15 protein-coding genes are annotated in these 12373 nt (G+C 51.2%); 4 read left to right on the forward strand and 11 right to left on the reverse strand.

What is annotated here, in order from left to right:
* From ACVBEF_RS18465 to ACVBEF_RS18495, 7 genes are all read right to left on the reverse strand, one after another.
* Positions 1 to 952 (reverse strand): TolC family protein (locus tag ACVBEF_RS18465; RefSeq protein WP_447125388.1); only part of this gene is annotated, 952 nt, incomplete at its 3' end.
* A 209-nt stretch (positions 953 to 1161) separates the two neighbouring features.
* A complete protein-coding gene (locus ACVBEF_RS18470) occupies positions 1162 to 1434 on the reverse strand; it encodes a DUF4148 domain-containing protein (protein WP_447125389.1) in 273 nt (90 codons plus the stop codon).
* A 390-nt stretch (positions 1435 to 1824) separates the two neighbouring features.
* The gene (locus ACVBEF_RS18475) at positions 1825 to 2859 is read right to left on the reverse strand and encodes a catalase family peroxidase (RefSeq protein ID WP_447125390.1); all 1035 of its coding nucleotides are present in this window, start codon (positions 2857 to 2859) and stop codon (positions 1825 to 1827) included.
* Between the two features lie 116 nt (positions 2860 to 2975).
* On the reverse strand, positions 2976 to 3308 hold the full coding sequence (locus tag ACVBEF_RS18480) for a type II toxin-antitoxin system RelE/ParE family toxin (RefSeq protein ID WP_447125391.1): 333 nt from the start codon (positions 3306 to 3308) through the stop codon (positions 2976 to 2978).
* Entirely contained in the window at positions 3305 to 3577 is a 273-nt protein-coding gene (locus ACVBEF_RS18485; RefSeq protein WP_447125392.1) for a type II toxin-antitoxin system Phd/YefM family antitoxin, read from the reverse strand. The genes ACVBEF_RS18480 and ACVBEF_RS18485 overlap by 4 nt, the downstream gene beginning before the upstream one ends.
* Before the next feature lie 119 nt (positions 3578 to 3696).
* Complete coding sequence (gene mnmA / locus ACVBEF_RS18490; RefSeq protein WP_447125393.1) at positions 3697 to 4833, reverse strand: tRNA 2-thiouridine(34) synthase MnmA; 1137 nt, start codon at positions 4831 to 4833, stop codon at positions 3697 to 3699.
* Positions 4834 to 4835: 2 nt separating this feature from the next.
* Positions 4836 to 5315: an NUDIX hydrolase gene (locus ACVBEF_RS18495; RefSeq protein WP_447125394.1), complete on the reverse strand. Its 480-nt coding sequence runs from the start codon at positions 5313 to 5315 to the stop codon at positions 4836 to 4838.
* Between the two features lie 352 nt (positions 5316 to 5667).
* On the opposite strand from ACVBEF_RS18495, the gene ACVBEF_RS18500 reads away from it, so the two are divergent.
* The 4 genes from ACVBEF_RS18500 to ACVBEF_RS18515 all read left to right on the forward strand — a co-directional run bounded on the left by ACVBEF_RS18500 (position 5668) and on the right by ACVBEF_RS18515 (position 9065).
* Positions 5668 to 6783 carry a Re/Si-specific NAD(P)(+) transhydrogenase subunit alpha gene (locus ACVBEF_RS18500; protein ID WP_447125395.1) on the forward strand — a complete coding sequence of 372 codons (1116 nt, stop codon included), beginning with the start codon at positions 5668 to 5670 and terminating at the stop codon, positions 6781 to 6783.
* Positions 6784 to 6822: 39 nt separating this feature from the next.
* On the forward strand, positions 6823 to 7179 hold the full coding sequence (panD, locus tag ACVBEF_RS18505; RefSeq protein ID WP_447125396.1) for an aspartate 1-decarboxylase: 357 nt from the start codon (positions 6823 to 6825) through the stop codon (positions 7177 to 7179).
* 90 nt (positions 7180 to 7269) lie between these two features.
* Complete coding sequence (locus ACVBEF_RS18510) at positions 7270 to 7614, forward strand: NAD(P) transhydrogenase subunit alpha (protein WP_447125397.1); 345 nt, start codon at positions 7270 to 7272, stop codon at positions 7612 to 7614.
* A gap of 14 nt (positions 7615 to 7628) precedes the next feature.
* The gene (locus ACVBEF_RS18515; RefSeq protein WP_447125402.1) at positions 7629 to 9065 is read left to right on the forward strand and encodes an NAD(P)(+) transhydrogenase (Re/Si-specific) subunit beta; all 1437 of its coding nucleotides are present in this window, start codon (positions 7629 to 7631) and stop codon (positions 9063 to 9065) included.
* Between the two features lie 153 nt (positions 9066 to 9218).
* On the opposite strand, the gene ACVBEF_RS18520 is transcribed toward ACVBEF_RS18515, so the two are convergent.
* The 4 genes from ACVBEF_RS18520 to ACVBEF_RS18535 form a co-directional block, all read right to left on the reverse strand.
* Positions 9219 to 10427: a hypothetical protein gene (locus ACVBEF_RS18520; protein ID WP_447125398.1), complete on the reverse strand. Its 1209-nt coding sequence runs from the start codon at positions 10425 to 10427 to the stop codon at positions 9219 to 9221.
* A 582-nt stretch (positions 10428 to 11009) separates the two neighbouring features.
* Complete coding sequence (locus ACVBEF_RS18525; RefSeq protein WP_447125399.1) at positions 11010 to 11480, reverse strand: GNAT family N-acetyltransferase; 471 nt, start codon at positions 11478 to 11480, stop codon at positions 11010 to 11012.
* Positions 11481 to 11585: 105 nt separating this feature from the next.
* On the reverse strand, positions 11586 to 12137 hold the full coding sequence (locus ACVBEF_RS18530) for a GNAT family N-acetyltransferase (protein WP_447125400.1): 552 nt from the start codon (positions 12135 to 12137) through the stop codon (positions 11586 to 11588).
* Between the two features lie 20 nt (positions 12138 to 12157).
* Positions 12158 to 12316: a hypothetical protein gene (locus ACVBEF_RS18535; RefSeq protein WP_447125401.1), complete on the reverse strand. Its 159-nt coding sequence runs from the start codon at positions 12314 to 12316 to the stop codon at positions 12158 to 12160.
* Positions 12317 to 12373: the final 57 nt, after the last annotated feature.

The raw sequence follows: 12373 nt of genomic DNA on the forward strand, positions 1-12373 counted from the left end.
CCGGACGACGTCCGATCAGGTTGGCGGGGACGTTGTCGGGCAGGCTGATCGGGAGCTCTGCGTTGTTGGTGGCGAGATTGTTGCTCAGCAACGGGCGGGTAATCGCGTCCCCGGCAGACGGGCCTTGTCCGCTCAGGGTGGCAATCTGGTTGCGACTCAGGGCAATGGCTTCGTTGATCTTTTCAATGGCCGCGCGGGTGGTCGGCAGTGTGGTTTCTGCCTGATTGACTTCTAGCCCGGTGCCGATGCCAGCATACAGGCGGCGTCGCGCAATCTTGACGATGGCTTGCTGTTGTGTCAGAGACGCCTCGGCGATATCTTTGAGTACAAATTGCGTGGCTAGTTGGAGATAGCTGCGTACCACCATGCCTTCCAGATTCAATTGCGCAGCACGCGCTTCGGCGGCGCTGACGTGGACATGATCGAGCGCGGCTGCCAGGACATTGCGATCCTTGTCCCACAGATCGAGGTTGTAACTGGCTTTGATGCGAGCGTCGTTACTCCAGTCCCAGTTGCCTCCCAAGGGTGCGGGATAGAGGCCGTCGCTGGTAAATAGCTCCCGCGTGAGCGAGGATTCGGCACTGACTTTGGGCAGGGTGGCGGCTTGGGCGACGCCGGCCATGGCGCCCGCTTGCCGAATCCGGGCCTGGGCTATCTTGATAGAGGGACTATCGGCGATTGCTTGCTGGACCAGACTGTCGAGTTGCGGATCGTGCCAGGCTTGCCACCAGGTGACGGTCGGCCATTGTGCGTTGATCTCGGTGGCGTTCATCGCGGCGCTGTTGTTGAGCAAGTGACCGTCACTGAGTCGGGCCTGTGGATCGATGCCGGAAAAACTGGCGCAGCCGTTGAGCAGCATGAGCAGTGTCAGTAGCGCAAATGATGACTTGATGCGCGCTGTTGGAAGGGGCGAGAAAATGTTGTGTGGCAACGTCGAGGCAAGAAACTGCATGTAAAACCCAATGGATGGTGGATGCTGAAGCTACGATCTGATGCATAAATTTATCTGATATTTATGCGTAAGATTGGTGAGGGGAAAGGCTTCTTATAACGGCGAAACGCCACTGTGGGTGGCGTTTCGCTGACATCTGCAATACCTATAGGATATTGGTTGCTGATGCTTATTGCTTATTCACTGCTTATTTACCGCTTATTTACCACTTAGTTGCCGGTATAAAGGCCAACCTGCAACCTGTCTCCTACATGTTTTTCAACTTGTGTACGGGTCAGGTTACTTTTTTCGGACACCAGAACCGGATATTCATTGCCAACATTGACCAGGCCTTGTGCACGTGCCTGGACTAATTCGGCGCGGACATCAGCGCGGCTTTTGGTCGAGACAAAAGGTGTTTCCGGTGGATAGAGCGCACCAGCGGCAGCGCTACCGGCAGCAACTAAGACAACTAAACCAGCGATCAATTGTTTGGTGTTCATTTTTTATTCTCCAAAAGTTTAAGGGATAACACCGGGCTCGGCGGAACAGGCATAAGTGCAGCCCGTCGGGTCCTGCCTCGGTGAACGGGCACTTGCTTCACAGATCACTGTGGGGTTGCTTGTGTGTTGCGTCCATCGATGAAGCTAAGTGTATAGAGACTTTTATTGGCAATAAACAATGATATTTGTAATTTACTATTTCATTATTGGAAATAATAGCGGTGATTATTGTGGTATATAGTTTATGATTATTGATGTTATCGATGTGATAGTTGTTTTGTTTTTGTGCAATATGTGAGCGGTAAACGCATGCAGCCCGGCGTTTTGAAAACGCCGGGCTGCATGGATATCACAAGGCCTAAGGTATCAGAGGCCTAAGCAGGGTGCAGATTATTGCCCCGTCAAACGCCGTCTGACGCTGAAACTATAGGCAATCGGACGCGCCAACAAGATCGGGTCCGCCGATGGGGCGATGCCGTCAACCAGAATGAGCGGGTTAAAGGCGAGCGCTTTTTGCGCTGTCAGGCTGTCTGGCGACATGGTGTCGAGGCTCAGCACACCTAAGTCGATTTGTGGGTTGTTGTCTGACCAAACGACAGTGCCGTCATTGATGACGTCGCCCGGAATGGCAAGTTGCGCGCTGATGCGGAATGTGACCGGGCCTTTTGCCAGACGGACTGGCAATTCATCCATTAAGTAGTCAGGACTGGCGCTGGCAACTTGCGCGTCGGTGAGCGATTGCGCACCAGCCAACGGTTCGATGCGATAGCGTGCGTAACGGCTTTCGCCTTTTGCGTTAGTAAATTGGAAGGCATTGACGCCGTAAAAGGCGAGCGTGCCGAAACTGACCGGAGGCGGTTTTGGCGTGGTAACGAAGGCTTTAGCCGCAGGATGCGTGGCGAGAAACTGTTCGACTGGATTCGGTTTAGGCGAATCCGGCTTGGTGGCTGCAACCGCATTGAGGAAGGTTAAGAAATCTTCAGGGTTGGCAACCGGAAAGCCGTTGAAGGAAATGCTGACAATATCGGTGATCGCATTGTCCGGCAGTTGGAAGCGGATCGCGATGCCGTGCGGGCTGGCGCTCGGTGATGCGTCGGGCATGGTCGGCAATCCGCTTGGATCCGAAAAGCGCACGATGACCGGTACGGCTTGCAGAAAATGCGCAGCCTTACTCAGGCTGGGCGCAGCCGCAGAAGGCGTGAAAGTGCCGGTGACGACGATGCCTTTGGCATGATTGGCGCGATAGCCTTTGTAAGGGCCTTTGACCAATGCGGTCATCGTATCAACGATCTTTTCATTGACGTTTTTTTCTGGCGCGGCTTGGTCGGCGGCGATGGCTTGGGTGCTTAGCGCAAACGCTGTTACACCAGCTAGCATGGTGAGGACCGATAGGGCAAGACGGGGAAAGTGAGGGGATTTTTTCAAGATTACTCCGGGAGGGGCGTGGATTTAAATGCAATAAACGCATAATGATAGATGCATTTTATGTTTATTGCTGATGATGTGCCGTTCCGTGCGGGGTAATCGTGATACCGTAATTTTTATTGAACGCCATGCGTCAGGCGCGCATTGAGTAGTGTGGAAAAATCTCGGTTGGTATCCACAAACATATGAACATACACTTCGTGGTCTTTGACTTGGTAAATGATTCTGGTTTTTCCAACAAGGCGTTGGCGATAATCAGTTAAGCCAAGTTTTGTGACTTCATCTGTTATTGCTCCTGCAAAAGGCATTTCACCTATCTGCGTCAACATTTTTTTGAAATCGGCTTTAATTTCCATCCATCCATTTTCGCCAAACTTCATCTTTACCCATTTCCTGATTTCCCGATAATCGATCTTGGCATAATCAAGAACTTTTACTTGGCGAGTCATTGTTGATCTTCCTTCTCCATTTCAGCAAAAAAAGACTCGGCATCTTGAAATTTACCTTGCTCAATCTGCTTCTGACCAAGTGCAAGAATTTTCAAGAGTGCCATTGTTTCTTGTTGTTGCTCGTAACTGCGGATGTCTATGACGACCATCTTCGCTTCGCCATTTTGGGTGATGATGAGAGGGTTTCTGTTGTCATCAAAATCTCTGATGATTTCGGCAGCATGGGATTTGAGATAAGAAATCGGTTTAATTTGCTCAGAGAATTTCATGGTGTTTTCCTTGTGTTCAGTTGATTGAGTGATAAAGGACTAAATTTAGTCTAAATTTGGTTTTATGTCTACTGAGATGCATTAAAACTTGCATCGAGGCATGCGGGTAGCCTTACTTACTACCCCGCATTGCCATTCGACATAATGATCCCGCCACCCAAACAAACATCCCCGTCATACAGCACCGCCGATTGGCCGGGGGTGACGGCCCATTGCGCTACGTCGAAATCTAATTTGAAATTGTCGGTAACGTCGTCGCTTTGTGCCGCGCTGAAATTGCACGCCATGTCAGCCTGACGATAGCGCGTTTTGGCCGACAATTGCGCCTGCTCAGGCGCTGTGCCTGCGACCCAGCTGACTTGTCCGGCTTGCAAGGTCGAGGACAGCAACCACGGATGATCGTGGCCTTGCACTACGTGCAGGGTGTTATTGGGGATGTCTTTTCTGGCGACGTACCAAGGGTCGCTGTCGCCGACCGCATTTTTGTGCGATTGCATGCCGCCGATGCCGATGCCTTTGCGTTGTCCCAGCGTGTAAAAACTTAAGCCCACGTGTTGGCCGACGGTGTCACCGGCGTCGGTTTTCATGGGGCCGGGTTGATAGGACAGATAGCGGTTGAGAAACTCGCGGAAGGGTCTTTCGCCGATAAAACAAATGCCGGTGGAGTCTTTCTTTTTGGCGTTGGGCAAATTGATTTGTTCGGCGATTTTGCGGACCTCGGTTTTTTGGATTTCGCCTAGTGGAAACAACGTCTTAGACAGTTGCGCCTGATTTAAGCGGTGCAGAAAATAGCTTTGATCTTTGCTCGCGTCGAGCGCTTTTAATAACTCAAAATTACCCGCCGGGGCTTGTCGCACGCGGGCGTAGTGGCCTGTTGCGATCATGTCTGCGCCGAGTTTCATGGCGTGATCGAGAAAGGCTTTGAATTTGATTTCGGCGTTGCACAGTACGTCGGGGTTGGGCGTGCGACCGGCTTGATATTCGCGCAGAAATTCGGCAAAAACGCGGTCTTTGTATTCGGCGGCGAAGTTCACCGCTTCGATATCGACGCCGATGACGTCGGCGACACTGACGGCGTCGATCCAGTCTTCGCGGGTGGAGCAGTATTCGGAATCGTCGTCGTCTTCCCAGTTTTTCATGAACAGGCCGATGACTTCATAGCCTTGCTGTTTCAGCATCCAGGCCGCGACCGATGAATCAACGCCGCCGGACATGCCGATGACGACGCGTTTTTTTGTGTTTGTTGCGCTAGACATAATCAATTGCCCCCGATCGCGCCAGGGTCTGTGTGTAAGGTTGAAAGAGAGATTCGGTCACCGCGTAAATAATCGTCGATGCATTGCAGGACCTGAGGACTGCGATGGCGCTCCGGGCAGGCAGCTAATTCTTGCCGCGACATCCATAGGACGCGCACGATGCCATGATCGAGCGGTAAGTCATGGAGTGCGCCTAGCGTGCCGCAAAAGGTGAAGCGCAAATAAGTCGCACTTTTGCCCGTGCGGCTTGAGACATAACGCGATAAATAGGTGCCGACTAAGGCGGTTGGGGTGAAATCGTGGGCGGTTTCTTCCAGGGTTTCACGCACGACGGCATCAATGAGCGATTCGTTGGGATCGAGATGGCCGGCGGGCTGGTTGAGGCGCAGGCCTTCGCTGGTGTGTTCTTCGATCAGTAAAAAGCGGCCGTCACGCTCGATGATGGCCGCAGTTGTGACGGCGGGTTTCCAGACTTCGTTCATACATTCCTCGGGTAATCCGACATTTTAACGTGGCTGTCAAATTTTCGATGGCCGCCTGACATATCGTGTATCCGTTGCAACACAATGCGGCGCTTGGTGAATAGAACCGGTTGATGGTCATTGCCATATTGTTTTTGATGCAAAGTTTCCGTGTAATATCGCTGGCAGAGTTCATTACCTAATGATGTGGATCGTTTTCAGCAGGCTCAAAAAGCAGGTTTTGAAACGGTCGTTGCATGTATTTTATGCATTATTTTTTTAATGTTTATGCTTGATGCGGTAGTTTGGCGGCTTAGATCGACTAAGTCAGTGATCCAACTACAAAAATTTCAAAATAATTAGGGAGAGTTACATGAAAATCGGCATCCCCGCCGAGACGCGACCGGCTGAAACCCGGGTTGCGGCGACGCCAGAGACGGTTAAAAAACTGGTGGCGGCAAAACATCAGGTTGTGGTGCAGGCAGGCGCTGGCATCTTATCGAGTATTACCGACGAGGCGTATGCAGCAGCCGGTGCGCAAATCGGTAGCGCAGCTGAAGCATTTGCGGCCGAGACGGTTCTCAAAGTGCGTGCACCGACGACCGAAGAATACGCGCTGCTCACAAGTGGCACAGTCATCGTCGGCATGCTCAATCCTTTCGACGCCGACAATATTGCCGTCATGGCAAGTCACGGTCTGACCGCGTTTGCCCTCGAAGCCGCACCGCGCACCTCGCGTGCGCAATCGATGGATGTCTTGTCATCGCAAGCGAATATCGCCGGTTACAAGGCGGTGTTGATGGCGGCCAATACTTATCAGCGGTTTATGCCGATGTTGATGACCGCTGCCGGTACGGTCAAGGCAGCGCGGATGCTCATCATGGGCGCAGGTGTAGCCGGTTTGCAGGCGATTGCGACGGCTAAGCGTCTGGGGGCGGTGATTGAGGCGTCGGACGTGCGGCCCGCGGTAAAAGAGCAGATTGAGTCGCTCGGGGCGAAATTTTTGGACGTGCCCTTTATTACCGACGAAGAGCGCGAAATCGCCCAAGGCGTGGGTGGTTATGCGCGGCAAATGCCAGCAGACTGGATGCGCCGTCAGGCGGAGCTGGTGCATGAGCGCGCCAAGCAGGCCGACATCATCATCACGACTGCGCTGATTCCGGGCCGCAAAGCGCCTATTCTAATTAGTGAAGAGACGGTCAAGGCGATGAAGCCGGGTTCGGTGATTCTGGATATGGCGGTTGATCAGGGCGGCAATTGCCCGTTGTCCGAGTCTGGCAAGACCGTGATCAAGTATGGCGTGCATATTATTGGCGAGGGCAATCTGGCGGCCTTGGTGGCTGCTGATGCTTCGGCGTTGTATTCGCGTAACGTGCTCGATTTTCTGAAGCTGATTGTCAATCCTGAAGGTGGATTGGTGATTAATCTTGAGGACGATATCGTTGCTGCGACCTTGTTATGTCGCGGCGGTGAAGTCTTGCGTAAATAATTGAGTTAATTTTGTATTTGTGATCAGGAGAAACAAGTAATGCAACGCATCATGTTACGCGCGAAAATCCATCGCGCAACCGTCACCCAGGCCGATCTTCACTACGAAGGTTCGTGCGGAATCGATGAGAATTTGCTGGAAGCGGCGGATATCCTCGAAGGTGAAAAAATTGAGCTCTACAACGTTAATAACGGCAAGCGTTTTTCAACCTACGCGATCCGGGCTGAACGCGGCAGCGGTGCTATTGCGCTCAATGGTGCAGCCGCGCGTTGCGCCCATCTGGGTGATTTGCTGATCATTTGCACTTACGCGCCGATGTCGGACGCCGAGGCGGCTGCGTATGTGCCGAAGGTGGTGTTTGTGGATGATAAGAATCGTATGACGGGTATGAAATAAAAGTAGGATTCAAGTAAAACAGACTTGGGGAGGCCGCAGTGCAGCTTGTTTTTGCCACTGCGGTTTTGTCATCATTAAGGAGGAGAACGCATGGAAGTTTCACACACCATCACCAATCTGATCATTTTTGTACTGGCAATTTATGTCGGTTACCACGTTGTCTGGACGGTTACACCGGCGTTGCATACGCCGTTGATGGCGGTCACCAACGCGATTTCGGCGATCATTATTATCGGCGCGATGTTGGCCGCCGGACTGACCGAAGGCTTGGTCGGTCAGATCGCAGGAACGCTGGCCGTGGCGCTGGCTGCCGTGAACGTGGTCGGTGGTTTTCTGGTCACGCAGCGCATGCTGGAAATGTTCAAGAAAAAAGAGCCTAAGGCCGTCACCATCGCCAAAGCGCTCTCAAAAACCGACATCGCGGAGGCCAAATAATGACTATGGAATTCGTGAGCATGAATCTGGTGACGATGCTGTATCTGATCGCCTCGGTCTGCTTTATTCAGGCGCTCAAAGGTTTGTCGCATCCGTCGACTGCACGGCGCGGGAATGCCTTCGGTATGGGCGGCATGGCGCTGGCCATAGTCACCACCATTGCGCTGATCATCAAACTCAAAGTCGAATCGCAAGGGGCCGGTTTCGGCTTCTGGCTGGTCGCAGGCGGCGTGGTGGTCGGCGGCGGGATAGGCGCGTATCTGGCCAAGAGCGTTGAGATGACCAAAATGCCGGAACTGGTCGCGGCGATGCATTCGTTGATCGGTCTGGCGGCGGTCTGTATTGCAGTCGCTGCTGTGTCGGAGCCGTGGGCTTTCGGTATTGCGGCACACGGCGATGCGTTGCCGGTGGGCAATCGGATTGAGTTGTTTATCGGGACCTTTGTCGGCGCGATTACGTTTTCGGGGTCGGTGATTGCGTTTGGCAAGCTGTCGGGGAAATATAAATTTCGTCTGTTCCAAGGCGCACCGGTTAGCTTCCGTGGGCAGCATTTTATTAACTTGTTGCTGGCGATTGCGATGCTCGGTCTGGGGATTATTTTTGTCCTCACTCAAGCGTGGTTGCCCTTCATTTTGATGACCATCATCGCGTTTGTACTGGGCGTGCTGATCATCATTCCGATCGGCGGCGCGGACATGCCGGTGGTGGTGTCGATGCTCAACAGCTATTCAGGCTGGGCGGCGGCGGGGATTGGGTTTTCTCTGAACAATTCGATGCTGATCATCGCCGGATCGCTAGTCGGTTCAAGCGGCGCGATTCTGTCTTACATCATGTGTAAGGCGATGAATCGCTCGTTCTTCAACGTGATTCTGGGCGGCTTTGGCGGCGATGCAGTGGCGGCGACGGCAGGCGGTGCGCAAGCGCAACGTCCGGTCAAAGCGGGTTCTGCTGACGATGCGGCGTTTCTGTTAGGCAATGCCGAGACCGTCATCATCGTCCCAGGCTACGGCTTAGCGGTAGCACGTGCGCAGCATGCCTTAATGGAGCTGGCCGAAAAGCTGACCCACAAAGGCGTGACCGTGAAGTTTGCGATCCATCCGGTGGCAGGGCGCATGCCCGGCCACATGAACGTGCTGCTGGCCGAGGCCGAAGTGCCTTACGATCAGGTCTACGAGATGGAAGACATCAACAGCGAATTTGCGCAGGCCGATGTGGTATTGGTGCTTGGGGCCAATGATGTGGTGAACCCGGCGGCGAAAGACCCGAAATCGTCGATTGCGGGGATGCCTATTTTGGAAGCTTACAAAGCTAAAACCGTGATCGTTAATAAGCGCTCGATGGCCTCTGGCTATGCCGGGTTGGATAACGAGTTGTTTTATATGGATAAGACGATGATGGTGTTTGGGGATGCTAAGAAGGTCATTGAGTCTATGGTGAAGGCGATTGAGTAACTGATTGCTGTGGATGATAAAAAACCGCACTAGTGAATGTTAGTGCGGTTTTTTTATGTCTTATTTGTCGGTAGCAGCGCTGTACGTTGAGCCGCAAACTTCGCCTCAAACTCTACGTCGGATGTATCACTATTGCTGTTGTCTGATTTTGGATTAAGGACGTTTCCAAGGGTTCGGCACAAATGTCACAGGAATATTATGAAAGTCTTCTTTATTTAAAGCCGTGTATGAAATGTACTGTCCAGATGCCGTTTTGGGGAATGCACTAAGGATGCTGTTCTGAACGTCATTTTCGGCAATAGTATCGTCTTCGAGAATTTTCAGAAGTTTGTCAAAGCTCAGGCGGCTTATGTCGGATTCGCCAGCCGGAAGACGCTGGTTGACACGAATGTGGACATGTAAGCCCGCTGTCTGATTGCCATAGATCGGGCCGTGTAGGTACATATTGACTTTGTCTTGTCTTGGACGGAACCCGTAAACTTCTTGTAGATGCTTCAGGCTCATCTCCTTGAACTCTTTTAACATCGGAAGATGGTGTTTTTTTACATCAATCGAATTGACGATGAATTGCATGTTCATTCGCTTGTTGTACTCGGCGACTGTTTCTCGCGTAGTACCAATGTTGGTTTCAGTATCGGAGGTCAGACCGAAAAGCATTGTGAATGCCTCGCTTTTTTCGAATACACCAGGCGGTATCCAGTAGCCAACTAAAGCAAATCCAGCGCTGCTCCTGGTCTTCTCAATAATACTTAACGGCTCTGCAATAGAATCTGTTCTGCCCTCAAGGTAATTAGGATTTGGCATGAGGAGCATGCCTCCGCTATTGCTAAAGCGCGTCGCCGGGAACTGTTCCGGATGATGTTGGAATGCTTGAAATTTCGGATCGTTTTTTTTGCAAAAAAAATCATGGATGAAGTTGGGAAGAATCGTGTTTTCTATGTATCTGGAAATGCGTTCCTTCATCGCTTGCGGTGCAAGCAAACCAATTACCTGCGTATCGTACTTGGATGCTGATCGTTTGGATATTTGTGGACCTTCTGATCTATTTGAGCGATCAACAAGAGGATGGCGGGCAAGACGCATTTTCTTTTTTATAGGAGAGCATTTCGAAGGATTTAGAGTGGCGCCCCGGGTCTTGTGGCAATGATCGTTTTTTGTATATAGACGTGGATGCGTCATAGGTGTATTACGTAGTTTTTCATCCCTTGTAATGATATGTTCGGCCTCCCAACTCAGGCCTATGCGAGGTACGTTGGTTACTTTAATAATTGTGTGAGTTAACGCCCGGCTTGGCTCCTGATGATTGCTGTTTGAGTTCTGTGTGTGGGTGCGATTTAATGAAGATATAGAACCAATTTTCATACTATTCCTTAAAAAATAATAAGATTTTGATAGCTTACCTGGGGAACTTGATGATATTCGACACTTTTATGAGCGCGTATTTTCTGCTTGAATCCGAATATATCGGTTTTGAGAATACGCCTTCAGCATACGATCACTTTAAAGAATGGCTCTTAGTTAGTCGCCTGTTTGATGGGATGCAAGAAGGTTATTGATGCTATGGTGAAGGCGGCTGAGTAACAGTTGAGTAACAGTTGAATAGCACTGTTTTCTCTGCCCGATAAAAAACCGCACTGGTGTATAGCCAGTGCGGTTTTTTATATTTGAGAAGTTAAATCAGGTTTGCGTCTAAAGATTTTTCACTTCTTGTATTCATTCTTCGTGGCGAGTAGCGAACTTCGCTTCAATTTCTTCATTGGACGTTCCACTATCGGATAGCATGGAGAGCTGTGCCAGCGTTAGTTTTGTGTGTAAAAAGACGTCGTATTCGCGTGCATCGGGTTGGTATTATACAAAGTTGTGCATTGATTTTTCCTTATGCCGAACTGAGATATTTTGCATGAGTTACTTGGTAAGTCAATAAAGTAGACATAACTTTATAAGCTAAGAGAGTGCTAACTCTTTACACATAAGCGCGTTGTGGAGTGTGACACCTCTGACTATCGGAGCCCTTTGCTCGACGATATGAAAGCCAAAGTGCGCGAAGAATGGTTGGGCGGTGAGGCTGACATCGGAGGTGAGTGCCGGAATCTGCATTCTTGCCGCTTCCTCATGAATGCGTGCCATGAGCAGACTGCCGATACCGCGGCGTGGATGCGCGCCTGAAACAAAGAAATGATCAATATATCCGCTCGTCTGTACATCCGCGTAGCCCACTATTTCTGCGCCGATTTCTACGACAAACGGATTGATTCCTCTGATCCGACGTGCCCATGCTTCCGGATCGAAGTTTTCCGGTGACCAGGCTGCAATTTGTTCGGGGGTGTAGTCACGGCAGGCAATTTGATGAATTGCGCTGTGATAGACGGTGCGTAATGCGGGTTCGTCGCCGAATTGAAATGCGCGGATGAGCATGGGTTTTGTGGTGGTTTGTTATAAGCGCGCTCTTGTTAAGTCTTCGCTGAGCGGCCTGAATTTTGGCGCTGTTCATGTCAACATGTAGCAGCAGGGGGAGTCATTTTAAGTAATTTGATACTCACTGCGCAATAGTGAAAAGAGGACCAGATCATGGTACGCACCGAGCCAGTATCCGGCGTGCCGCATTACTCCCTCCTGCTTAAATCCAAGCGCCTCGACTGACCGAATAGATGCCCGGTTCAATGGATGAATCTGCGCTTCAATCCGATTGAGCGACATGTGCTTAAAGCCCCATGGCAGTACGGCATTGAGTGCTTCGCGCATGTAGCCGTGGCCGGTTGCTGAGCGAGATAGTTCGTAGCCTAAGGTACAACTGCGCCAGCTTCGGTTCCACTTGAACAGGCCGCAGGAGCCAATCAATTCGGAAGTATCGTTCAATTGGATACCCCAACGCGTGCCGGGATTTGGCGTTGTACGCCATTCGGCGAAGGTTTCAACTAGTTTTTTTGCTTGATCCAGGTCGGTGAGCGGATCGCATCCGAACCATTTCATGGCTTCTTGATCGCCATGAATGGATAGAAGCACTTCAGCATCTTCTGGTGTTATCTCACGTAAGCGCAGACGGGGCGTATCGATGGTGGGGAAATCTGGCATACATTTCTCGCAAAATAAAATTAACGACGCCCAAACATCATCTGCTCAGCCAGCATATTTTTCGCAGGCCTGATCGTATCAACCAACCCTAACGACATCCCCAGCAATGTTTGCGAAAGCGCGCCATCCGGTGCGCTGGCAAACACACGGGCCATTAAATCGGTCATGCGGATGGTCATGCTGCATCGATTCGTGCTCGATGAACCGGGCGCTTAGAGAAGCTATCACCGACTGCC

The sequence above is a fragment of the Glaciimonas sp. GG7 genome (assembly GCF_052976905.1).

Excerpts from the sequence above, each read along its gene's own strand:
- ACVBEF_RS18470 (WP_447125389.1), bottom strand. The coding sequence starts at position 1,434 with ATGAACACCAAACAATTGATCGCTGGTTTAGTTGTCTTAGTTGCTGCC.
- ACVBEF_RS18480 (WP_447125391.1), bottom strand. The coding sequence starts at position 3,308 with ATGACTCGCCAAGTAAAAGTTCTTGATTATGCCAAGATCGATTATCGG.
- ACVBEF_RS18485 (WP_447125392.1), bottom strand. The coding sequence starts at position 3,577 with ATGAAATTCTCTGAGCAAATTAAACCGATTTCTTATCTCAAATCCCAT.
- mnmA (WP_447125393.1), bottom strand. The coding sequence starts at position 4,833 with ATGTCTAGCGCAACAAACACAAAAAAACGCGTCGTCATCGGCATGTCC.
- ACVBEF_RS18495 (WP_447125394.1), bottom strand. The coding sequence starts at position 5,315 with ATGAACGAAGTCTGGAAACCCGCCGTCACAACTGCGGCCATCATCGAG.
- ACVBEF_RS18500 (WP_447125395.1), top strand. The coding sequence starts at position 5,668 with ATGAAAATCGGCATCCCCGCCGAGACGCGACCGGCTGAAACCCGGGTT.
- panD (WP_447125396.1), top strand. The coding sequence starts at position 6,823 with ATGCAACGCATCATGTTACGCGCGAAAATCCATCGCGCAACCGTCACC.
- ACVBEF_RS18510 (WP_447125397.1), top strand. The coding sequence starts at position 7,270 with ATGGAAGTTTCACACACCATCACCAATCTGATCATTTTTGTACTGGCA.
- ACVBEF_RS18520 (WP_447125398.1), bottom strand. The coding sequence starts at position 10,427 with ATGAAAATTGGTTCTATATCTTCATTAAATCGCACCCACACACAGAAC.
- ACVBEF_RS18525 (WP_447125399.1), bottom strand. The coding sequence starts at position 11,480 with ATGCTCATCCGCGCATTTCAATTCGGCGACGAACCCGCATTACGCACC.
- ACVBEF_RS18530 (WP_447125400.1), bottom strand. The coding sequence starts at position 12,137 with ATGCCAGATTTCCCCACCATCGATACGCCCCGTCTGCGCTTACGTGAG.
- ACVBEF_RS18535 (WP_447125401.1), bottom strand. The coding sequence starts at position 12,316 with ATGACCATCCGCATGACCGATTTAATGGCCCGTGTGTTTGCCAGCGCA.